The following is a 21,408-nucleotide window of genomic DNA, read 5'->3' as shown; positions in this document are numbered from 1 at the left end:
GCCGGACGGGAACTACTACGCCAGCACCAGCCTGCTCGACGACCGCGCCGTCTTCCTCTTCGAGAAGCTCCCCGCCGGGGAGTACGTGGTGGGCTACAAGCTGCGGGCCCTCTCGTCTGGCACGTACTTCGCCGCGCCGCCCAGGCTGTTTTTGGTCAATGAGCCAAAGCTGTACGCGCTGGGCTCGAGCGGTCAGTTGACGGTGCGGTAGAGCGCCGGGCGCGGGTCGTACGTCCCACGTCCTACGCCGTACGCAAGACGCAAAACGCAAGACGCGAAACGCGAAACGCCTTGTCACCCCCCTTAGCAAGGGGGGCCGGGGGGATACCCCCTCCCCGCGGGCGGGGAGGGACGGGGAGGGGTGAACCACAGGCCAGGAGCAACGGGCCTTCCGCTGACCGCTGAGGGCTCTCAGCGCGCCCACTCCACCACCAGTTCTCGCCCGAAAGCCTGCTTGAAGAGCTTTCCCTGCTTGCTGGCCTCGGCGATCTCGACCCAGGGCTCGCTCTCGGCGCGCAGGCCCAGGCGCACGTGGCGGTCGTCGAGGGTCACCTCGAGCGCCTCTACCCGGCCCGCGCGGGAGCGCTCGAGGTATTCGCTCAGGCGCAGCATGGCGGCCAGGCGCAGCAGGCGGCGGGGGTCGCCGTCCTCGAGCATGCTCTTGTAGGCCCCCACCTTGGGCTCGCCCTTGCGGTGGTAGCGCACCAGCAGGCCCAGCAGCACCTGTTCGCGGTGGGTCAGGCCGGGGATGGCCGCCCCCATGACCAGGTACTCGCCGTGCTTGTGGTGGTCGTAGTAAGCCACGCTCATGCCGATGTCGTGGAGGATGGCGGCCTCGTCGAGGAGGCGTTCGTCCTCGGGGCCGTAGCCGTGGAGGGGCCCCAGGGCGCGGAAAAGCTGGCGGCAGAGGTGGCGCACCCGCGCGGTGTGGGCGAATTCCTGGGGGTAGCGGGCGAAGAGGTTGCGCACGCTGAAGCCGCGCACGTCGCTCAGGAGGTGCGGGGCGGGCGAAAACTCCTCGTAGAACACCCCCTCGCGCACCCCCTGCCCCGAGACCCACAGCCCCCTGAACCCGCCCTCGCGCAGCACCGTCCGGTAGACCAGCCCCCCGGCGGCGATGATGTCGGCGCGGTCGCTCTGCAGGCCCTCGAGGTCGCGCCGCTCGGGAAGCGGCATCTTCAGGAGGCGCTCGAGCGCCTCCTCCAGGGCGGCCCGCTCGAGCCAGTAGCCGTGCACCAGGTCCAGCGGGTAGTTTTGCTGCTTCTGCACGAGCTTGGCCAGGTTGCGGATGGTGCCGCCCATCGCCACCAGCGGCAGCGGCTCCTCGCGCACCTGCGCCAGCACCTCGCGCATCTCCCTCTTCACGAAGCGCTCGAGGTCCTCGACCTCGCCCTTCTTAGGCGGGTCGGACTTCAAGAACATCTCGGTCAGCCGAACCGCCCCCAACGGGTAGGCCCGCCCGAAGCTGTAGCGGCGCTGCGCCATGCGTGAGAGCTGCGCGCTGCCCCCGCCCAGGTCCATCACCCAGGCGTCCTCGAGGGCGAAGCTGTTGGCGACGGCCATCACCCCGTAACGGGCCTCGTCCTCGCCCGAGAGGATGCGGATGTTGAGCCCGAGCTCGCGCACCCGGCGCAGGAATTCGGGCCCGTTCTCGGCGTCGCGGGCGGCGCTGGTGGCGATCACGCGCACCTCCTCGAGCTCGGTGGCGTGCGCGAAGTCGGCGAAGAGCTTGAGCGCCGAGAAAGCCCGCTCCATGCCCCCGGCGGTCAGGCGGTTGCCGCTGGCGAGCCCCTCACCCAGCCGCACCGGCTCACGGATCTCGTCGACGAGCCGGAAGTGCTTGCCGGGCTCGAAGAGGTAGACCACCAGCCGGCTGGTGCCTGAGCCCAGGTCCACGATGCCGATGCGCTGCATAGGCCAAATCATAAGCAAAACGTCGAACGCCGATGGCCGAACGCCGATAGCTAAACGCCAAACGCGAGACGCCAGACGCCTTGTTCCCCCCTTAGTAAGGGGGGCTAGGGGGGATAAGCCCTCCCGGCCGGCAAGATGCTTTCCCCACACGCCACGAGCCTTCCGCCCTTCGCTGACGGCTGAGGGCTGATAGCTGACGGGTTATCGCTTACAAGCCACACGCCACTCAGCGTGACAGCTTGCCCTCGGGCACGGCCCCTTTGGGTACACTCGAGGTGACGTGGGCAAGCGTAAGGGTAAGGACGGCTTACAGTCCCCTGACAAAAGGGCGAAAGACTCCGGGGCGATGAAGCGCGGGGGGAAGGACCGCCTCGAGATCCGGGGGGTGCAGGTCAGCCAGGAGGCCTCCTGGCTCGCCTTCAACCGCCGGGTGCTGCTGCAGACCCTGCGGCCCGACTTCCCGCTGCTCGAGCGGTTGCGCTTCCTGGGCATCTGGGCCAGCAACATGGACGAGTTCTTCGCCGCGCGGCTCTCGCGGGCCTTCCTCCAGGAACGCGGCTCGGCGCGCTACGTGGCCCTGATGGAGGAGGCCCGCGACCAGGCCGACGAGGCCAGCCGCCTCTACCGCGAGTTCCTGCGCGAGCTGGCGGGGCTGGGCATCCACGTGCTCGAGCCCGCCCAGCTCACCAAGGCCGAGCAGCAGTACTTCGGGGCCTACCTGGCCGAGGAGGTGGCCCCCCTCACCGACCTGATCCGGCCCGAGGCCATGGCCGACCTGGCCCCCCAGGCGCTGTACTTCGCCGCCGGGAACGGCCTGATGCACCACCTCATCCGCCTGCCCGAAAGCCTGCCCCGCTTGCTGCCCATCCCTGGGCGCGAGGGGAGCTACGTGCGGCTAGGGGCGCTCGTGCGCATGCGCTCCGACCTCTTCGTGCCCGGCAAGAGCCAGCTCTACGAGTTCCGCCTGATCCGCCTGGCCGAGCTCGCCCGCTCCCGCGCCGACTGGGACGAGCTGCCCGAGGCCCTGGAGGCCCGGTTGGACGGGCGGGTGAGCCACCTCGAGCTCGAGGACGACTTCCCCCAGCTCTGGGCCGAGACCCTGCGGGTGGCGCTGGAGCTCGAGCCTCACGAGGTCTTCCGGCTCCCACCCCCCCTCGACCTGCGCTTCGTGAGCACGGCAGTGGAGGACGGCCCCGCGAGCGCCCGCTTCGCCCCCGCCAAGATCGAGCGGGCCAAGGGCTTCCTCAAGGACCCCTGGGGCTACCTCGACCGGCGCGACCTGGTGCTCTACCACCCCTTCGAGGACTACGGCCAGGTCGAGGCCTTCGCGCTGGCCGCCGCCCAGGACCCCAAGGTCGAGGCCATCCGCGCCACCCTCTACCGCATCGGCTCGCGCAACGGCATCGCCGAGGCCCTGATCCAGGCCGCCCGCGCCGGCAAGGACGTGGCCGTGCTGCTGGAGGGCCGCGCCCGCTTCGACGAGCTAGCCAACCTCGAGTGGAGCCTGCGCTTCCAGGGCGCCGGGGTGCGGGTGCTTCCCCTGCCCGCCAAGAAGGTCCACGCCAAGGCCCTCTACGTGCGGCGCCACGGCCAGGCCTACGCCCACCTGGGCACCGGCAACTACAACCCCGTCAACGGGCGGCTCTACACCGACCTCTCCCTCTTCACCGCCGAGCCGCGCATCACCCAGGACGTGGCCGGCTTCTTCGAGGCGCTCGAGCACAAACAAGTCCCCACCCCCACCCTGCTGCGCACCGCCGAGGGCATCCGCGAGACCCTGTGCGAGGCCATCGCGGGCGAGGCCTACAAAAAGGGCGAGATCATCCTCAAGTTCAACCACCTCACCGACCCCGCCATCCTGCTCGCGCTGGAAGAAGCCCTGCGCAAGGGCGCCAAGCTGCACCTCATCGTGCGCTCCACCCTCACCACCCTGTGGCGCGCGGCCCAGGCCCGCAGCTTGGTAGGCCGCTACCTCGAGCACGCCCGAATCGCCGCCTTCAAAAACAAGGGCAAGTGGCGCGTCTGGGCCGGCAGCGCCGACCTAATGCCCCGCAACCTCGACCGCCGCTACGAACTCTTCTTCCCCATCCTCAACAGCCGCGCCAAGAGCAAGGTGCTCGAGCTGCTCCAGGCCCAGCTCAGCGACGACCGCAACGCCTTCATCCTCACACCCGAGGGGCAGGAGCCGCGCTGGGGCGGCAAGCATGACGGGCAGAGGATGGTCGATAGTCGATAGTCGATAGTCGATAGCCCATAGCCGATAGCTGAACGCCTTTTGAAATCGATCATCCACTGGGGTTGTGCCCACCCTGCAGGCCGACTACAGCCCCACTCCCCAGGGGACATCCGCTCGGTGGTTACTGTCCTGCCCCGGCCGTGTTCCCGCGGCTCACGCGGGAGGGGGTGAGGGAGGTGGCGCAGACGAGCATGCCGCCGGGTCAAGGTGCGGCCCGCACCCCCGCGTACGCGGGCACTGAGGCCCGGCGGCATGTCCGCGAGTCCCTCGGAGGGTGCGAGGGGGAGCAGGTTTCCGGCGTATGCCGGATCGCGTACCGCGATGCCCTCGCCACGTGGAATGGCCTCCCCCTACACCCTCCGACGGCGGAGCAGGGGACACCAAACCACAGCACCGCACACCGGCCCTACTCCAACCAGTAAGCAGAGGAAAGAGAAAAGGGCGAACCTACAGTTCGCCCTCTCGAAAAACAGACCTGGGTTAGAGAACTTGCTGCTCCCGCTCCCCCCGCATCACCGCCGCGATCTCCTCCATCGCCACCTGCTTGACCGTCTTGGTCGGGCAGATCACGTACCCGTCGGGATCGTGCACCGTGAAGCTGCAGTCGCCCCAGTACTGCTCTTGCAGGGGCTCGACGATGGCGACCCCCTTAGCCTGCACGTCGGCGTAGTAGGCCTCGAGGTCGAAGTCTTGGGGGACGTAGGCCATGAGCACCACGCCCTGGCCGCGGGCCTCCAGGCCCTGCGCCCGGCTCAGCCCGATGCTGCACTGGCCCAGGCTGACGAAGGCGAAGGCGCTCTTCCCGTCCGGCCCGTCGAAGCTGAAGTCGTGCTTGAAGCCGAGCTTGTCGGTGTAGAAGGCCACGCTGGCGTCTACGTCGTTTACGGCGAGAATCGGGGCGATCATGTCGGGTTCCTCACTGCTGGGGCAGGCTCTGGGAGAGCATGTAGCTGTTGCCGTCGGGGTCGTAGAAGGTGGCGAGCTTGACCATGCCCCCCACTTCGCGGGTGGGGCCGTCAAAGCGCACCTGGTGGGCCTCGAGGTGCTCGCGGGCCTTCTCGATGTCGGCGACCGCGAAGACGGGCGTGCAGTTGCCCAGCTTGACCTCCTGCACCTCGGACAGGCCGATGGTGGTGTCCTTGGTGGCGGTCTCGAGCTCGCACCACCCCAGCTCCGGCAACACGTACTGCACCTTGAAGCCGAGCACGTCGCGGTACCAGGCGATGGAACGTTGCAGGTCGCTCACGTCCAGCGCGATGGTCACGCCGCTCTTGTAGCCCATGGCCTCCGCCGACTTTGTAGCCAGTTCCTTGGTCATGTTGTCCCCCTTCGAGTACGATTTTTATACAAGCGCGGCGTTATGTCAATAGCGAAATGCGCTATGCTGATTTCATCCCATGCTGACGCAGCTTTCCCCCCTGCAAGCCCTGGCCCACCTCATGCACAACCGCTGGGCCCTGCCCCTGCTGGCCGAACTGCACCAGACCGACGGCAGCAAGTTCGTCACGCTGGTGCACCGCCTGGGGATCAGCCGGGACTCGCTCTCGCGCACCCTCGAGGCCCTCACCGCCCAGGGCTGGGTGCTGCGCAACACCGGCCACGGCCACCCCCTGCGGCCCGAGTACCTCCTCACCCCCGAGGGGATGCTGCTGGGCACCCCGGCCCTGCGGCTGCTGCGCGAGCTGCGGGCCCGGGGCCTGGAGGAGGTGGGCCTGCGCAAGTGGAGCCTGCCGGTGCTGCTGGGGGTGTCGCAGGGCCAGGAGCGCTTCTCCGAGCTGCTGCGGGCCCTGCCGGGCGTCACCAACCGCGCACTCACCCTGGCGCTCAAAGACCTGGAAGAGGCGGGGCTGCTCGAGCGGGCCGTAGGCTACCGCCTCACCCCCGCCGGGCTCGAGCTGGCCGAAGAGGTGCGGGCGCTGGCCCTCAGCCTGGCCGGCGGGACGGCAGGCCCACCGCGTTGACCACCGCCCCCGCCCCCAGCAGCACGGCGCACAGCCCCATGGCCTGGTGAAAGGCCCGCAGCGAGCTCTGGCGCACGGCGGTCTGCGCGTCGGGAGAGAGGGTTTGGGGGGGAGGGTTGAGCGGGGCGGCCTGGCTGCGCTGCTGGGGGGTGAGCTGGGGGCTGCGGCGCTCGAGGTCGGCCTGGAAGCCCAGCGTGATCAGCACGAAGATCAGCGCCCCGGCCAGCTGCGGCCCCACCCGGCTCACCGCGTTGTTGATGGCCGAGCCCAGCCCGGCCTGCTCGCCGGGCACCGAGACCATCAGCGCGGCGGTGAGGGGGGCCACCAGCAGGCACAGCCCCGCCGCGAAGGCCAGCATGGCGGGCAGCACGTCGGGGAGGTAGCCGCTCGAGGGCCACAGGTCGCCCGGCGTGGCCCGCCAGGGGAGGCTCGACAGCGGGATGCGCGCCAGCCAAAGCAGCCCCAAGGCCATCAGCAGCGGCCCCGCCACCAGGAAGGGGCGCGGCCCGTAGCGCCCGGCCATGGCCCCCACGGGGGCCGAGAACAGGCTCAGCGCGAGGCCGATGGGCAGTCCCACCGCCCCGGCGGCCAGCGCGGTGTAGCCCAGGGTCCCCTGGAAGAAGATGGCCTGGTAGTAGCCGCTGACGTAGAGCGCCCCGTAGATCAGGAAGGTCGAGAGGTTGATGGCGGCGAAGGTGCGCGAGCGGAAGAGCGACAGGGGCACCAGGGGATGGGGCACGCGGGCCATCCAGAAGGGGAAAACCAGCGTCGCCAGCGCGCCCAGGCCCAGCGCCACGAACGCGCCGGGGTCCCGCCAGCCCTGCTCCTGCCCGCGGATGGCCCCGAAGGCCAGCCCGCCCACCGCCAGCGCCACGACCAGCGAGCCCACCCAGTCGAAGCGGCCCGCCCTCACGCCCCCGCTCTCCGGCACCGCGCGCAGCGCGTAGAGCGCCAGCAGCACCAGCGGGACGTTGATCAAGAAGGCCACCCGCCAGCCCACCGTGTCCACCATCACCCCGCCCACCAGCGGCCCCAGCAGCGTGGTGGCCGAGGAAGCCGCCGACCAGACGCCGATGGCCCGGCCCTGCTCCCCCTCGGGGAACCCCGCCCGGATCAGCGCCAGCGAACCCGGCACCAGCAGGGCGCCGGCCACGCCCTGCAACAGCCGCCCCAGGATCAGCACGTCCATGCTGGGGGCCAGCCCGCACAAAGCCGAGGTGACGCCGAAGCCCACCAGCCCCACCGCGTACATCCGCCTGCGCCCGTAGGCGTCGCTGAGCGCCCCCGCCAGGATCAGCAGGGCCGAGAGGGTGAGCAAGTAGCCGTTGTAGACGTAGGACTGGGCCTCGAGCACCCCGAACAGCCCCGACCGCAGCTCCTGCCCGATGCGCGGCAGCGCCACGTTGACCACGGTGGAGTCGAGGAAGACCACCGCCGAGCCGAGCACGGTGGCGGTGAGGGTCCAGCGCTGGGCGAGGGTCATGGTTCAGCTTATACCCCGGCCTGATCGCGGCTGGCCGGGCGCCCAGACCGGGCCTCGAGCCCCTTTCTTGCACCCCGCCCCGCGGGGCCGACATACTGGGGGCATGCCCCCCGAGCCCGCCGGAGATATCCCCGTCTGCAAGCTTGCCGGTCGAGGGAGGGTGAAGCCCCTGCCATGAGCCTGTTGCGGCTGGCTTTCGGCCTGGCCCTGGGGCCCGCGGTGGGCCTGGGGCTGGCCCGCTTCGCCTACGCGCTGGTGCTGCCCGCCATGCGCGAGGACCTGGGGTGGAGCTACGCCCAGGCCGGGGGCATGAACACCGCCAACGCGCTGGGCTACCTGCTGGGCTCGCTGCTGGCCGCCCCCATGATGGCGCGGCTGGGCACGCGCAACACCTTCCTGGCCGGGCTGGGGCTCACCACCATGGCCCTGCTCCTGTCGGGCTCGAGCCCGCTCTACTGGGTGCTGGTGGCGCTGCGCCTGCTCGCGGGGGCCAGCGGGGCGCTGGTCTTCATCGCCGGGGGCGCCCTGGCCGCCCACCTGGCTTCCCGCGACCCCGCCCGCGCGGCGCTGGCGCTGGGGCTGTACTTCGGCGGGGTGGGCCTGGGCATCCTGGGCTCGGGGGTGCTGCTGCCGGGGCTGCTCGAGGCCCACCCCGAGCGCTGGACGGGGGCCTGGGCCGTGCTGGGCGCTCTGGCGCTGCTGGGCTCGAGCGCCGCCGCCCTGGCCGCCCTGCGCCTGGAAGACCCGCCCCAGCCCCGCCAGGGCAGCCGGCGGGCGCGGGTGGAGCTGCTGTGGCCCGCCGGGCTCGCCTACTTCCTCTTCGCGTTGGGCTACATCGTCTACATGACCTTCGTGGTCGCGCTGGTGCGCCAGAGCCTGGGGAGCCTCGAGGTCAGCGTGTTCTGGGCGGTGCTGGGCCTGGCGGTGGTGGGCTCGTCGTGGCTGTGGCGGCGCCCCATCCAGCACAGCCGGGGCGGCGAAGCCCTCAGCCTGATCCTGGCGGTGGTGGCCGCCGGGGCCGCGCTGCCGGTGCTCTCCCAGGGCCTGCCGGTGATGCTGCTCTCAGGTCTGCTGTTTGGCGGCTCCTTCCTGGGGGTGGTCACCGCCATCACCGCCCTGGTGCGCCAGCGGCTTTCCAGCGAGCAGTGGGGCTACGGGATCGCCGTCGCCACCGTGGTTTTCGCCATCGGCCAGAGCCTGGGCCCCTGGCTCTCGGGCCTGCTCACCGACGTCTCGGGCAGGCTCGAGGCGGGCTTCATCGCCTCGGTGGCCGTGCTGCTGGCGGGTGCGGTCGTGGCGCGGGTGCAGCGGGGGTGATAGCCGAACGCCGATAGCCCATAGCCGATGGCCGAACGCGGGTCGTACGTCCTGCGTCCTACGTCGTACGCCTAGACCCTAGACCCTCGACAAACCACGGGCCACGGGCCTCTAACGTAAATCCTTGAACGCCTCCGCCTGCCCTAGCCTGCGCCAGCCCCATTGCCAGTGGCCTTCTTCGTCGCGGTAGGCGGGGGGCCAGATCACGGTGGCGGCGCGGCCGCCGATCTGCTCGAGGGGCACCGGGCCGAAGGTTCTCGAGTCCTCCGAGCCGCCCCAGGAGCGGTTGTCGCCTACCACGAAGTAGTGGCCTGCCGGGACCACGTACTCGGGCACGCCCGGGTCGTGGCGGAACGGCCAGTAGGCGGAGTTGGCGAGGTCGGAGGTCTGGTCCCACTGGCCCTGGGCCCGCCAGTAGGGCACGGTGTGGGCCTCCTCGAGCTTGTGGCCGTTGAGGTAGAGCTGGCCCTGCTCCATGCGGATGCGGTCGCCGGGGAGCCCCACCACGCGCTTGATGAAGTAGGGGCGGTAGGTGAAGCCCCACCGGCCCAGCAGGGGCAGGGGTTGCCGGGCGCTGGGGGCGTCGGCGGGGGGTTTGACCACCACCAGGTCGCCGCGACGGTAACCGCCGTAGCCCAGGCGGTAGAGCCAGGTTTCGTACTTGGGGATGAACACCCGCTCCCACGGGCGCACGTTGGGCAGGTCGCTGGTGCCCAGCACGCCCACGGTGGTGAAAAGAAAGGTGGTGACCCCGAAGGCCACCAGCAGCGCCTCGCCCACCTGGCGGAGCCATTCCCGCCCGAGGTAGGGCCACAACGAGCGGTAGGGTCTGGACGCCTGGGCCTGCGCCAGGGCCGGTTCGGGTTCGGTCATGCCTGCTCCTGCGGCTGCCCGGGGGCAGCAAAGGTCTGAAGGGTTCTGGGGTCAAAGCCGGGCCGGGGTCAAGCCCGCAGGGGCGGGGCCCTGGGCGTGACCTCCCGCGGAACCCGGCTCCGGCCCAGCACCCCGTAGCGGGCCAGCGGCCGGGCGAAAGTGCCCCCGACGGCCCCGGACGCCGGGCTATCGCCCAGGCTCGCAGCCGCACGCCCGGCCTGCAGCCAGGCCAGCGGGACGGGGGCCTCGAGCCCGCCCGGCCGGTAGCAGCCCTGCGTGCCGCAAGCAGCTCTCGACGAGAGCCACCCCAGCCCGCCCAGCGCCGGCGCTTGCGCCGAGGTGTAGGGCAGGAGGTAGATCAGCAGCAAGGGCAGGAGCCGGGGAACGTACCCCCAGAAGCCTTGCCGCCGCCCGAGCATGATGGCCTCGAGTATAGTCACGGCTCGATGAGATAGCCCAACATATTGACGATCATCAATGTGTTGCCTTAGGCTGGGGCCATGAGCACGGTGCCCCCGGTCATCCAGCTCGAGCCCACCCCCACCCCGGAAGCCAGCCTCGAGGCGGCTGCCTGGGTGTTTAAAGCGCTCAGCGACCCGGCCCGGCTCAAGATCCTGGCCTTCCTGGCCGGCAACGGCACCGGCATCTGTTGCGGCCCCGAGGACGGGGTCTGCGCCTGCGACCTCGAGGCCGTCACCGGGCTCTCCCAGCCCACCGTCAGCCACCACATGAAGTGCCTGATCTCGGCCAACCTGGTCGTCGGGGAGAAGCGCGGGCGCTGGATGTACTACCGCGTCGACCCCGCGGGTTTTGCCCTGCTGCGGGCTTTTTTGCCCCGCATCGGGGGGTGAGTTTTTTTGCCTCGATATATTGATATATTTCAATGTTTCGATCTGAGGAGGAAGGGTTATGAATGAGCAAACGATGTTGACGCTGGCCAGGGAACGGCAGCAGAACCTGTGTGCGGAGGCCTGCCGTTTGCGCGGCGTGTCACGCCAGGGAAAGGGGTTCTGGGTGGAACTGCTGGGGAAGCTGCCTTTTGCGTGGGCTCGAGCCCAGTCCACCCTGGCTGCAAGCGCGTGTTGCGTCGAGCCCGAGTGCTGCATGGCCTGAGAAGGAGGATTGTCACGATGAACACCCAGGAGTTTCTGCAAAACCTCGCCCAGCACCCCGACAAGGGCCTGGTCTTCGAGTACGACGCCGGCCAGCGCGTGGCCCCCGGCTACCACGTCACCGAGGTCATGAGCGTGAGCTACGCGAGCATGGACTGCGGCGGGCAGGCCAACGCCTGGCGCGAGACCGTGGTGCAACTGATGGACCCCGGCCCCAAGGACAAGCCCGAGTTCATGCCGGTGAAGAAGTTCCTGAGCATCTACGAGCGGGTGGCGGCCTCGGTGGCGGTAGAGGGCGAGGCGGAGGTGCGCTTCGAGTACGGCAACCCCGCCCGCCCCGCCGTGCACTACCACGTCAGGCGGCTCGAGGTGGAGGGCGACAAGCTGGTGGTGCGCCTCACCCCGCCCGGCGTGACCTGCAAGGCGGCCGACCGCGCCCGGGCGGCGGGCTGCTGCGACCCCGCCGTCGAGGCGGGCCAGGAGCTCCCGGTGGCGGCTCGAGGCTGCTGCTGAACCGCGCCCGGAGCGTGTGCGATGAAGAGCTATGAGGTCTTGGTGATCGGCGGCGGCCAGGCAGGTCTGGCCGCCGGGTACTTCCTGCGGGCCCGGGGGGTGGGTTTCGCCATCCTCGAAGCCGGCCTCGAGGCCGTGGGCTCCTGGCCTGCCTACTACGACAGCCTCGGGCTGTTCTCCCCTGCTAAGCACTCCAGCCTGCCGGGGATGCCCTTCCCCGGCGACCCCGAGCACTACCCCAGCCGCGCGGAAGTCATCGCCTACCTGCGGGCCTACCGCCAGGAATTCGGCCTCCCGGTGGTCCCGGGGGCCCGCGTGCGGAAGGTGGTGGAGGGCCCCGAGGGCTTCGACCTGTTCACCGAGTCCGGGGCGCACTTCCGCAGCCGGGCGGTGATCGCGGCCAGCGGGGCCTACTCCAAGCCCTACGTGCCGCTGCTCCCCGGCCAGCGGGACTTCCGCGGGCGCGTGCTGCACTCCTCGAGCTACCGCAGCCCCGAGCCCTTCGCCGGGCGGCGGGTGGTCGTGGTGGGGGCGGGGAATTCGGCGGTGCAGATCGCGGTCGAGCTGGCCCAGGTCGCCCGGGTGTCCCTGGCGGTGCGCGCGCCGGTGGCCTTCGCCCCCAAGCACATCCTGGGCCGCGACTTCCACGACTGGCTGAAATTCGTCGACCGCGTGCCGCTGGGCCACCGCCTCAACCTGGGGGCCTCCCGGCTGGTGTGGGATAACGGCGAGTACCGCGCGGCCCTCGAGCGCGGCCAGCCCGACCAGCGCCCGATGTTCGGGCGCTTCACCCCGGCGGGCGTGGTGTGGGCCGACGGGAACGGTGAGGCGGTGGACACAGTGATCTTCGCCACCGGCTTCCGCCCCAACCTCGACTACCTCGCCGGGACCCGGGCGCTCGAGGGCGGTCGCCCGCTCCACCGCCACGGCGTCAGCACTACCGTCCCCGGCCTCTACTACGTGGGCCTGCCCGGACAACGCTCGGTCGCCTCGGCCACGCTGCGTGGGGTGGGGGCCGACGCAGCCTTGGTGGTGCGGCACCTCGAGGCCTATCTGCGCCGGCCCGCCACCCAGCAACTCCTGCCCCATCCCCAGTGCTGCTAATCTTAGGCAGATCGGCTATGGACCCCGTCGCCGTGCGCCCCGCCACCGAAGCCGACCTCCCCGCCATCGCCGCCATCTACAACCAGGGCATCCGGGGCCGGGGGGCCACCTTCGAGACCCGCGAACGCAGCCCCGAGGAACTGCGGGGCTGGCTGGGCCGCCCTGAGCACCCGGTGCTGGTGGCCGAGCGCGGGGGGCGGGTGCTGGGCTGGATCGCGGCCAGCGGCTATCGCCCCCGGGAGTGCTACGCGGGCGTCGCCGAGTTCTCGGTCTACGTGGCGGAGGAGGCGCGGGGCCAGGGCGTGGGGGACGCGCTGATGGCCGCCTTCCTCCCGGCGTGCGAACGGGCGGGCCTGTGGAAGGTGCTCTCGCGCATCTTCCCCGAGAACGCCGCCTCGCGGGCGCTGTGCCGTCGCCACGGCTTCCGCGAGGTGGGCGTCTACCACAAGCACGGCAAGCTCGAGGGCGCCTGGCGCGACGTGGTGATCGTGGAGCGGCTGCTGGAGGCCAACCTCACGTGAAGCGTTTCTACGGCTGGAACATCGTCTGGGCGCTGGCCCTGACCACCACGGTGGGCTACGGCATCCTCTACTACGGCTTCGGCGTGCTGGTCAAGCCGATGGAGGCCGAGCTGGGCTGGAGCCGGGCCCAAACCTCGGGGGCCTACTCGCTGGGCCTGCTGGTCTCGGGGCTGGTGGCGATCCCGGTGGGCCACTGGGTGGACCGCCACGGAGCCCGCGGCCTGCTGCTGCTGGGCTCGGCGCTGGGCAGCCTGATGCTGCTGGCCTGGTCGCAGGTGCAGGGCCTGGCGGCTTTCTACCTGGTGTGGGCGGGGATGGGTCTGGCGATGGCGATGGTGCTCTACGAGGTGGCCTTCACGGTGGTGGCGGTGTGGTTCCGCCGCTGGCGCCACCGGGCCACCTTCGTCATCACCATGGTGGCCGGGCTGGCCAGCACCGTCTTCGTGCCGCTGGAGACCTTGCTGGTGGGGGAACTGGGCTGGCGCGGTGCGCTGCTGGTCCTGGCGCTGCTCTTCGGGGGGATCACCCTGCCCCTGCACGCCGTGGTGCGCCGCCGCCCGCAGGACCTGGGCCAGTGGCCCGACGGCGAGACCGGCCCCGCCGCGCAGGCGGCCGAGGCCAGCGTGAGTGCGAGGGCCGCCTTCGCGGGCGCGACGTTCTGGTGGCTGGCCGCCGCCTTCACCCTGCTGCGCCTGACCACCGCCGCCGTCGGGGCGCACGGGGTACCGCTGCTGCTCGAGCGCGGCTACAGCCCGGCCTTCACGGCGGCCGCCGTGGGCTCCATCGGGCTGGTGCAACTGCTGGGGCGGGCCTTCTTCCTGCCCGGCAGCCAGCGCTGGTCGCTCTACCACGCCACGCTGGGGGTGATGTTCGCCCAGGCGCTGGGCTCACTGGCCCTGCTGCTGGTGCCGGGCAGCCTGGGCGTGGGGGCCTTCGTGCTGCTGTACGGCATGAGCAACGGCGCGGGCACCCTGGCGCGGGCCGGGCTCACCGCCGAGCTCTACGGCCCGGCCAGCTACGGGCGCATCAACGGCGGCGTGAGCCTGGTGGTCTCGCTCACCCAGAGCCTGGGCCCCATCGGCGCGGGCCTGCTGCACGGGCTCTGGGGCGGCTACGACGCGGTTTTGGGGATTCTGGTCGCCGGTTCGCTGCTGGCGGCGGCGTGCGTGTGGCAGGTGCAGGCCACCCGCGGCCGCCTCGAGGGGGTGCGGTCGTGAGGCGAGCGAGGCCCGAAGACTTGCCGGCGGTGCTCGAGCTCCTCGAGCAAGCCGCCTTGCCGCTACAGGGTGTGGAGCAGCACCTGGGGCACTTTCTGCTCGAGTTCGACGGCGAGACCCTGGTGGGCTGCGCGGGGCTCGAGGTCTATGGCGACACCGGGCTCTTGCGCTCGGTGGTGGTGCGCCCGGAGTACCGCTCGCGGGGCGTGGCCGGGCGGCTGGTGCGAGCGCTGCTCGAGCAGGCCCGGCGCCAGGGGCTGAAGAGCCTTTCGCTGCTGACCACCACCGCCGAGGGCTACTTCCCCCGCTACGGCTTCGCGCGGGTGGGCCGGGAGCAGCTCCCGCCCGCCCTGCACGCCTCCGAGGAGTTCAAGGGCGCCTGCCCGGACAGCGCTGTAGCCCTGCACCTGACGCTGGGCTGACCGCCTGAAGTAGGCTGGGACCAAATGAGGCTGCTGATCCTCTGCACCGCCAACTCCGCCCGCAGCCAGATGGCCGAGGGCTGGGCCCGCCACTACGCCCATAAGCACGGCCTGGAGCTCGAGGTCCACAGCGCGGGCACCCGTGCCACCCGGGTCAACCCCCACGCCGTCGCCGCCATGGCCGAGCGGGGCATCGACCTCACGGGCCACACCTCCAAGACCCTCTACGACGTCCCCGACCCCTGGAACTTCGACTACGTGCTCACCGTCTGCGACTCCGCCGCCGAGACCTGCCCGGTCTACCCCGCCCGCACCACCCGCCTGCACCACGCCTTCCCCGACCCCGCCGGGGCCCCCGACGAGGCCCGGGCCTTCCGCGAGGTGCGGGACATGATCGGCCCCTTCATCGAGCAGTTGGTCGTGGCCCTCAAGCAGGGCCAGCCCCTCGCCCCGGACCGGGCGAGTTGAGCCCCGATCGAGCTTCCGGGCAGATTAAACCCGCCTTTACCCCCCTCCCATTCAGCCTCTACCCCCGCTCCCCACACTGGGGGGCGTGCTCAGTTGGTTGCTCGGCCTGACCCTGGCGCTGGCCCCCCTCCCCCAACTGCCCTGGATCCCCCCGGGCAGCGAGTTGCGCCTGGCCTCGCCCGACTACCGCAAGGTCTACGCGGTTTATCAGGTCCAGCAGCGCCGTCTGGTAGCCCCTGCCAAGCCCATGCCCGTTGCCGCCGCCACCGAACTGCGGGTGATTATTCGGACGCCCGACAGGGTTCACATGTACAATGGGCTCAGTGCTTCCAAGGGCGATGTGTGGCTAAAGGTCAGCGGGGATAAAATAAGCCTCAACGAATTGCTGACCCGTACCTATCGCCTGGAATTGCCCGGTGGCAAGGTGTTGCCGGAGGTGCGATGAAACAGATCTTGCTCATCGAGGATGATCCGGAAATTGCCCGTCTGCTCCAGCTCGAGCTGGGCGAGGCGGGTTTCAACGTGGACTGGGCCAACGGCGGCATGGCCGGGCTGGTGCGCCTGCGCGAGGCTCCCCCCGACCTGGTGATCCTGGACCTGGGCCTCCCCGACCTCGACGGCGCCGAGGTGGCCCGGCGCATCCGCTCGAGCACCGAGGTCCCCATCATCGTGCTCACCGCCGCCGACTCGGTCGAGCGCAAGGTGAGCCTGCTCTCGGGCGGCGCCGACGACTACATCGTCAAGCCCTTCCACCCCGCCGAGCTGCTCGCGCGCATCCAGGTGCAGCTGCGCCACCGCGAGGGCGGCGAGCAGATCCGGGTGGGGGGCCTCGAGGTGCACCTCGCCAAGCGCCAGGTCAACTACGACGGCCACGAGATGCGCCTCTCCCCCAAGGAATTCGAGCTGCTCTCGCTCTTGTGCACCCGCCCCGGCAAGGTCTTCAGCCGCGTCGAGATCGAGGAGCACCTGTGGGGGCGGCCGCTCGAGCGCGACTCCAACGTGGTGGATGTCCACGTCGCCAACCTGCGCTCCAAGCTGCGCGAGGCCGGGGCCTACGGCTATCTCCGCACCGTTCGCGGCGTGGGGTACGCGCTGCGCCAGCGGGATAAGGAGTAAGCGAGCAGGGAATAAACGCCAAAGCATGCCGATGGCTGAGGGTCAAGGACTGAGGCGTCTCGCGTTTTGCGTCTTGCGTTTGGCGTATTGCCTACGGCGTAGGACGTACGACCCACAACCCATATGACCTTCCGCTTCCGCCTCATCCTCGCCTACACCGTCATCTGGGGCGTGCTGCTGCTGCTGGCGGTAGGGGTGGCGACCTACGCGGTGCGGCAGGGCCTGTACCGGCAGGTCGAGCAGACCCTCCTGCGCGACGCGCAGCGCCTGGGTGAGCTTTACGACAGCCCCACCCCTGGCGGGGTCACGGCCGAGTCGGGCGGCGCCCTCATCACCATCTACCGGCTCGACGGCGAGGGGGCCGGGCAGCCTTACGAGATCACCGACCCCAAGCAGCAACTGCCCAAGGAGGTGGTGCTGCAGGCCGGCATCGCCCCGCGCATCTACCGGGGGGCCAGCTTCCGCGCCGCCTACATCCGCACGCAGAAGGTGGGGGTGTTCGCGGTGAGCCAGGACACCTCCTTCATCGAGAACATCTCGCAGGGGGTAGCCCGCTCGCTGCTGCAGACCCTCTTCCTGCTGCTGCCGGTGGGCGCGCTGCTGATGGCGGTCTCGGGCCGCGTGGCGCTGGCCCCGCTGCAGCGGGCGGCGTGGGCGGTGCGCACCCGGGGCCCCAACAACCTCACCCCCCTGCCCTACAGCGGCCCCTCCGACGAGCTGGGCCAGATCATCGAGCGCGTGAACTCGCTGCTCGAGGCCCTGCGCGAGGCCCAGACCCGCGAGCGGGCCTTCCTGGCCGAGGTCTCGCACGAGCTGCGCACCCCCCTCACCGCCCTCAACGGCAACCTCGACCGCCTCTCCCGCAACCCCGGCGACCAGGAAGCCCTCCTGCGGGCCCGCCGCACCGCCGAGCACCTCTCGAGGCTCGTCGGCGACCTGCTCTCGCTGGCGCGGGGCGAGGCCGAGCGCACCGTCAACCCCCACATCGTGCCGCTGGGCGAATTGCTGAGCCAGGCCGTGGGCGAGTACCCCGGCGTCGCCCTGTTCCTGCCGCCCAACCCCCCCGAGGTGCTGGGCGACCCCGACCGCCTGCTGCAGCTCGCCCGCAACCTCATCTCCAACGCCGTCCGCGCCGCGGGGCGGCCCCAGGGCGTGCGGGTGCGTACCTGGATCGACGAGGCCCCCCCGGCCAACACCGCCGTAGGCGGCGCGCTGCAGACCCAGAAGTGGGCCGCCTTCTCCGTCACCGACGACGGCCCCGGCATCCCCCCCGAGATCCTGCCCCGCCTGTTCCAGCGCTTCGCTCGAGGCCCCCAAGGCGGCACGGGGTTGGGCCTCGCCATCGCCAAACAAATCGCCGAAGCCCACGGCGGCCGCATCCTCGTTTCCTCCCAACCCGGTAAAACCCGCTTCGCGGTATACCTGCCGCTGCTGGCGGACGGGGAGGAGGAGGCGGAGTAGGAGACAGCGGACAAGCCGTCAGCGGTCAGCAGTAAGCACGTGGTCTGCGGCTTGTGGCTCATGCCTAGTGGTTTCCCCTCCCCTGCCCTCCCCGCGTGTGGGGAGGGTTTATCCCCCCAGCCCCCCTTGCTAAGGGGGGTAAACAAAGAGCGTCTTGCGTTTTGCGTATTGCGTTTTGCCTTTGGCTATCGACTATCGACCATCGACCATCAGCATTCAACCCGCCCCCAGCAGGAAGCGCAACGCTGCAGGCAGGCGGCGGGCCCAGTCGGCCTCATTGTGTACGCCCTGCTTGTCCTCGACGTAGAGGTAGTTGCCCTCCTTGTAGCCCTTGCGCTGCAGGATGCGGTGCATGCGGCGCACGTCGGCGAGGTAGCGCCTCGAGCCGACGTTGGAGAGGGTGGACTCCTTGTAGCCCACGTCCATGTACAGCTTGCCCGGCACGAAGGGAGCGGCCTCGGCGTAGTCGAAGGAGCCCCGTTCCCCGAACCAGAAGGACGGGCTCATGACCCCGGCCCCGCCGAAGACCTCCGGGTAGCGGAAGAAGGCGTAGAGGCTGATGAGGCCGCCCATCGAGGAGCCCATCACGAAGGTGTGCTCGCGCTGGGGGAGGGTGCGGAAGTCGCGGTCGATGAGGGGCTTGACCGTCTCGACCAGGAATTGCAGGTAGGCCTCGCCCTCGCCGCCGCCGTACTCGGGGTCCTTGAAGGGGCTGTACTCGTCGAGGCGCTTGACCCCCGCGTTGGGGATGCCCACCACGACGGCCTCGAGGCCCTCCCTGGCGAGATCCTCCATGATCTCGTCCACGTGCCACTCGCCCACGTAGCTCGTGGCGTCGTCGAAGAGGTTCTGCCCATCGTGCATGTAGAGCACCGGGTAGCGCTTCTGCGAGACCCCGTAGGACGGGGGCAGGTACACCAGAACGTCCCGCCGGTTGCCGAGCTGGGGGCTGTGCAGGTCGTGAAAGACCCGCACGTCTCCGCTGACGGTGTGCTTCTTGCCCTTGGGGTAACTCTCCCAGCCGACGATCTTCTCAGCGCGCACGTTTCTCCTCCTACGGCTGGGCAGGGTTTTCCGGCCCATATTGCGGCATTGTAACAGCGTTCGATGAGGCCAAGGCGTCAGATGCACAAAGGGTTGGCCCATGGTTGGGGGGGTGAAACGGGAAGCGATGAGCCGTCAGCGATCAGCCCTCAGCCGTCAGCGGAAGGCTCGTGGCCTATGGCTTGTGGCCCGTGGCTTGTGGTTGACCCCACCCCGACCCTCCCCGCGTGCGGGGAAGGAATATCCCCCCCAGCCCCCCTTGCTAAGGGGGGAACAAGGCGTCTTGCGTTTTGCGTCTTGCGTTTTGCGTTTGGCGTCTTGCGTCTTGCGTTTTGCGTCTTGCGTTTTGCGTTTGGCGTTTGGCGTTTGGCGTTTGGCGTACGGCGTAGGACGTACGACCTACGACCCGCGCCCGGCGCTCGGCGTTCGGCTATCGGCGTTCAGCTATCCGCTATCGCCCCCCGAACTGTTCCCCGCCCTCTGGTCGGCCCGCACAAAGGCTGTCAGGATGCGGCCATGCGGCGGCTGCTCTGGTTCGTACTCCTTCTCGCCCCCGCGTGGGCCAGCCCGTGCAGCCTGAGCTACCTCCCCACCGACGGCCAATTGGCCTGGCGGTACCGCCTGCTGGGGAGCGACCAGACCTACGTGCAAAGCTACAGCCTCCTGGGCAGCCAGGGCTTCGTGGAGATCAGCCGCTTCGAGCGGCAGAACCAGACCGGCCAGCGGCGGTGGAATTGCGGCCCGGATGGGCTACAGCCGCAGCTCCAGGGGCCGCAGCCCATCCCGGGCGGGGTGGTGGAGTTCGTGCGGCTGAGCGGGGTGTTCTGGCCCCCTGAGCGCGACTGGCGGGTAGGCCACGAGTGGTCCTACCGCTACGAGCTCAGGGGGCGGGTGGCTTTCGTGGAGCTGGGGGGCTACCTCGAGGCCCGCAACCGCATCGTGGGCCGAGAGCAGGTGCAGGTGCCCGCCGGGAGCTTCGAGGCGTTGCGGGTGGAGAGCGTGTTCCAGGGGCGGCTGGGGATCGGGCTCGGCGGCAAGAGCACCTACTGGTTCGCCCGTGGGGTGGGCCTGGTCAAGCAGGTCAGCGAGGGCAACCTGCCGGGCCGCGTCAGCAGCGAGCTGCTCGAGCTCCGCCGCACCGCGCCGACGGAATAGCCCTAGGCCGAGAACAGCTCGGCGACCCTGCAGCCAAAGCCCGGCAGCACCAGGGGGGCCTCGAGGGTGTCCCCCTCGCGGAAGGTCTTCATCGAGCCTTCCGGGCTGTAGGCCTCGACCTGCCGGAAGCGCGGGTAGATCAGCCACACCAGCCGGGTCCCGGCGGCGAAGTAGTCCTCCAGGCGCTCCTTGATCTCGTCGACGGTGGCGGTGGGGGCCACCACCTCGACCGCGAGGTCGGGGGCGATTTCCCAGAAGCCCTGGGGCACGCCCTCCTTGGGCACGCGCTCGCGCTGCACGAACCAGATGTCGGGCCCGCGCACCCGGTCGGGGTCGCGGCGCAGCACGAAGCCTGAGTTCAGCCCCACCCGGCCGTGCTGCCCCTGCCGGGCCCACGCGTGCAGGCGGCTGGCGAGCTCGGCAGCGATCTCCCCGTTCTGGGCGCCAGGCGGGGTGTGCTCGTCGAGCCACGAGCTGTGCCCGGCCGTCTTGGCTTGTGGGCGGCCCTCGTCGCCGCCGGGTTCTGCTTTCTTGACATGCACGCTCATAAGCCTCCTCGGGCTATGCTCGGCGGGATGCTATCGAATTCGCCGCGCCGGAGCGTGAGAATTTAGGTCGGCTTCGATTAACTTCGCGCGCTTTTCGCGCTCGCCAAGCCACCGGAGGGTTAAGCCCGCCGCGAGCGCCCTCGAGGCCCCGCGCCCATTTGACAAAGGCCCGTCGCACGCTCGAGACTGGAGCTCAACATGAAAGTGGCGCTGTTCGTGACCTGCCTGGTTGACCAGTTCTACGCCGAAGCTGGGGTGGCAGCGGTGCGGCTGCTGCGCAGCCTCGGCTGCACCGTGGAGTTCCCCCCGGGCCAGACCTGCTGCGGCCAGCCCGCCTACAACGCGGGCTACTGGAACGAGGCCCGGCAGATGGCCGATCACACCCTCGAGGTCTTCGAGCACGCCGACTACGTGGTGCTGCCCTCGGGCTCCTGCACGACGATGGTGCGGGCCTTCTACCCCGAGCTCTACCGCGACAACCCCCGCGCCTTCGCCCGCGCCAGCGGCCTTAGCGGCAAGACCTACGAGCTCGCCGAGTTCATCGTCAAGGTGCTGGGCATCACCCGGCTGGGCCAGGGCCTCGCCGGGCAGCGCGTCGCCTACCACCACGGCTGCCACGCCCTGCGCGAGCTGGGCATCAAGGACGAGCCCGTCGCCCTGCTGCGCAACGCCGGGGCCGAGATCGTCGACTGGCCCGCCGCCACCGAGTGCTGCGGCTTCGGCGGGCTGTTCTCGGTCAAGCTGCCCGAGGTGTCGCTCGGCATGGCCGACCGCAAGCTCTCGACCCTGCCCGAGATCGACGTGCTCACCAGCGCCGACGGCGGCTGCCTGCTGCACCTCTCGGGCCGCGTCCATAGCCGCGGCCTGCCCTTCCCCGTGAGGCCGCTGGCCTCGGTGCTGTGGGAAGCGGCGCAGAAACCGGCCGTGGGGAGTGGGGCCTAGC

The 21,408-nt window shown here is 70.2% G+C and carries 24 protein-coding genes; 16 read left to right on the top strand and 8 right to left on the bottom strand.

The features are described 5' to 3' along the window. The coding region (locus tag MEICH_RS29530; protein WP_036219685.1) for an alpha-2-macroglobulin family protein at window positions 1–211 on the top strand (211 nt) is incomplete at its 5' end. A 200-nt stretch (window positions 212–411) separates the two neighbouring features. Here MEICH_RS29530 and MEICH_RS0118010 read toward each other — a convergent pair. Then, a complete protein-coding gene (locus MEICH_RS0118010) occupies window positions 412–1,914 on the bottom strand; it encodes a Ppx/GppA phosphatase family protein (protein ID WP_027893744.1) in 1,503 nt (500 codons plus the stop codon). A gap of 346 nt (window positions 1,915–2,260) precedes the next feature. Here MEICH_RS0118010 and MEICH_RS0118005 point away from each other — a divergent pair, with 346 nt between their 5' ends. Then, window positions 2,261–4,150 carry a polyphosphate kinase gene (locus tag MEICH_RS0118005; protein ID WP_174422454.1) on the top strand — a complete coding sequence of 630 codons (1,890 nt, stop codon included), beginning with the start codon at window positions 2,261–2,263 and terminating at the stop codon, window positions 4,148–4,150. Between the two features lie 480 nt (window positions 4,151–4,630). Here MEICH_RS0118005 and MEICH_RS27400 read toward each other — a convergent pair whose 3' ends face one another. Together MEICH_RS27400 and MEICH_RS0117995 are read right to left on the bottom strand one after the other, a co-directional pair. Then, entirely contained in the window at window positions 4,631–5,056 is a 426-nt protein-coding gene (locus MEICH_RS27400) for a VOC family protein (protein ID WP_051304330.1), read from the bottom strand. Window positions 5,057–5,066: 10 nt separating this feature from the next. Further along, entirely contained in the window at window positions 5,067–5,468 is a 402-nt protein-coding gene (locus MEICH_RS0117995) for a VOC family protein (RefSeq protein WP_218916433.1), read from the bottom strand. A 79-nt stretch (window positions 5,469–5,547) separates the two neighbouring features. Here MEICH_RS0117995 and MEICH_RS0117990 point away from each other — a divergent pair, with 79 nt between their 5' ends. After that, window positions 5,548–6,111, top strand: a complete 564-nt coding sequence (locus MEICH_RS0117990; protein WP_027893741.1) for a winged helix-turn-helix transcriptional regulator — start codon at window positions 5,548–5,550, stop codon at window positions 6,109–6,111. Here the strand turns inward: MEICH_RS0117990 and MEICH_RS0117985 are convergent. Continuing rightward, complete coding sequence (locus MEICH_RS0117985) at window positions 6,074–7,594, bottom strand: MFS transporter (RefSeq protein WP_027893740.1); 1,521 nt, start codon at window positions 7,592–7,594, stop codon at window positions 6,074–6,076. The genes MEICH_RS0117990 and MEICH_RS0117985 overlap by 38 nt on opposite strands. Window positions 7,595–7,768: 174 nt before the next feature. Between MEICH_RS0117985 and MEICH_RS0117980 the strand changes: the two genes are divergently transcribed. Continuing rightward, a complete protein-coding gene (locus MEICH_RS0117980) occupies window positions 7,769–8,911 on the top strand; it encodes a YbfB/YjiJ family MFS transporter (protein ID WP_036219683.1) in 1,143 nt (380 codons plus the stop codon). A gap of 111 nt (window positions 8,912–9,022) precedes the next feature. Here MEICH_RS0117980 and lepB read toward each other — a convergent pair whose 3' ends face one another. After that, on the bottom strand, window positions 9,023–9,784 hold the full coding sequence (lepB, locus tag MEICH_RS25935) for a signal peptidase I (RefSeq protein WP_084542415.1): 762 nt from the start codon (window positions 9,782–9,784) through the stop codon (window positions 9,023–9,025). Between the two features lie 68 nt (window positions 9,785–9,852). After that, entirely contained in the window at window positions 9,853–10,224 is a 372-nt protein-coding gene (locus MEICH_RS0117970; RefSeq protein WP_027893738.1) for a hypothetical protein, read from the bottom strand. 60 nt (window positions 10,225–10,284) lie between these two features. Between MEICH_RS0117970 and MEICH_RS0117965 the strand changes: the two genes are divergently transcribed. The 10 genes from MEICH_RS0117965 to MEICH_RS0117915 all read left to right on the top strand — a co-directional run bounded on the left by MEICH_RS0117965 (window position 10,285) and on the right by MEICH_RS0117915 (window position 17,718). Next, window positions 10,285–10,635, top strand: a complete 351-nt coding sequence (locus MEICH_RS0117965; RefSeq protein WP_027893737.1) for an ArsR/SmtB family transcription factor — start codon at window positions 10,285–10,287, stop codon at window positions 10,633–10,635. A 279-nt stretch (window positions 10,636–10,914) separates the two neighbouring features. Next, on the top strand, window positions 10,915–11,409 hold the full coding sequence (locus MEICH_RS0117955) for a DUF6428 family protein (RefSeq protein WP_027893735.1): 495 nt from the start codon (window positions 10,915–10,917) through the stop codon (window positions 11,407–11,409). 21 nt (window positions 11,410–11,430) lie between these two features. Beyond that, the gene (locus MEICH_RS0117950) at window positions 11,431–12,513 is read left to right on the top strand and encodes a flavin-containing monooxygenase (protein ID WP_027893734.1); all 1,083 of its coding nucleotides are present in this window, start codon (window positions 11,431–11,433) and stop codon (window positions 12,511–12,513) included. A 17-nt stretch (window positions 12,514–12,530) separates the two neighbouring features. Next, window positions 12,531–13,034: an arsinothricin resistance N-acetyltransferase ArsN1 family A gene (locus MEICH_RS0117945; RefSeq protein ID WP_027893733.1), complete on the top strand. Its 504-nt coding sequence runs from the start codon at window positions 12,531–12,533 to the stop codon at window positions 13,032–13,034. Beyond that, window positions 13,031–14,251 (top strand): MFS transporter, encoded by a 1,221-nt coding sequence (locus MEICH_RS0117940; RefSeq protein ID WP_027893732.1) that lies wholly within the window; start codon window positions 13,031–13,033, stop codon window positions 14,249–14,251. The genes MEICH_RS0117945 and MEICH_RS0117940 overlap by 4 nt, the downstream gene beginning before the upstream one ends. Then, window positions 14,248–14,673 (top strand): arsenic resistance N-acetyltransferase ArsN2, encoded by a 426-nt coding sequence (arsN2, locus tag MEICH_RS0117935; protein WP_027893731.1) that lies wholly within the window; start codon window positions 14,248–14,250, stop codon window positions 14,671–14,673. Before MEICH_RS0117940 ends, arsN2 begins: the two co-directional genes overlap by 4 nt. Before the next feature lie 24 nt (window positions 14,674–14,697). Further along, a complete protein-coding gene (locus MEICH_RS0117930; protein ID WP_027893730.1) occupies window positions 14,698–15,141 on the top strand; it encodes an arsenate reductase ArsC in 444 nt (147 codons plus the stop codon). 85 nt (window positions 15,142–15,226) lie between these two features. Further along, the gene (locus tag MEICH_RS0117925) at window positions 15,227–15,586 is read left to right on the top strand and encodes a hypothetical protein (protein WP_027893729.1); all 360 of its coding nucleotides are present in this window, start codon (window positions 15,227–15,229) and stop codon (window positions 15,584–15,586) included. Continuing rightward, window positions 15,583–16,257: a response regulator transcription factor gene (locus tag MEICH_RS0117920; RefSeq protein WP_027893728.1), complete on the top strand. Its 675-nt coding sequence runs from the start codon at window positions 15,583–15,585 to the stop codon at window positions 16,255–16,257. The genes MEICH_RS0117925 and MEICH_RS0117920 overlap by 4 nt, the downstream gene beginning before the upstream one ends. A gap of 123 nt (window positions 16,258–16,380) precedes the next feature. Beyond that, on the top strand, window positions 16,381–17,718 hold the full coding sequence (locus MEICH_RS0117915) for a sensor histidine kinase (RefSeq protein ID WP_027893727.1): 1,338 nt from the start codon (window positions 16,381–16,383) through the stop codon (window positions 17,716–17,718). Window positions 17,719–17,934: 216 nt separating this feature from the next. Here MEICH_RS0117915 and MEICH_RS0117910 read toward each other — a convergent pair whose 3' ends face one another. After that, on the bottom strand, window positions 17,935–18,762 hold the full coding sequence (locus MEICH_RS0117910) for an alpha/beta hydrolase (RefSeq protein ID WP_245587708.1): 828 nt from the start codon (window positions 18,760–18,762) through the stop codon (window positions 17,935–17,937). 516 nt (window positions 18,763–19,278) lie between these two features. Here MEICH_RS0117910 and MEICH_RS25930 point away from each other — a divergent pair. Then, window positions 19,279–19,917 carry a TapB family protein gene (locus MEICH_RS25930; RefSeq protein ID WP_051304329.1) on the top strand — a complete coding sequence of 213 codons (639 nt, stop codon included), beginning with the start codon at window positions 19,279–19,281 and terminating at the stop codon, window positions 19,915–19,917. 2 nt (window positions 19,918–19,919) lie between these two features. On the opposite strand, the gene MEICH_RS25925 is transcribed toward MEICH_RS25930, so the two are convergent. Further along, a complete protein-coding gene (locus MEICH_RS25925; protein ID WP_051304328.1) occupies window positions 19,920–20,465 on the bottom strand; it encodes a Uma2 family endonuclease in 546 nt (181 codons plus the stop codon). A 198-nt stretch (window positions 20,466–20,663) separates the two neighbouring features. On the opposite strand from MEICH_RS25925, the gene MEICH_RS0117895 reads away from it, so the two are divergent. After that, a complete protein-coding gene (locus MEICH_RS0117895; RefSeq protein ID WP_027893725.1) occupies window positions 20,664–21,407 on the top strand; it encodes a (Fe-S)-binding protein in 744 nt (247 codons plus the stop codon). Window position 21,408: the final 1 nt, after the last annotated feature.

Origin of the sequence: Calidithermus chliarophilus DSM 9957 (assembly GCF_000430045.1) — a bacterium.
GTDB lineage: Bacteria > Deinococcota > Deinococci > Deinococcales > Thermaceae > Calidithermus > Calidithermus chliarophilus.
This window is presented reverse-complemented; position numbering and strand designations above follow the sequence as displayed.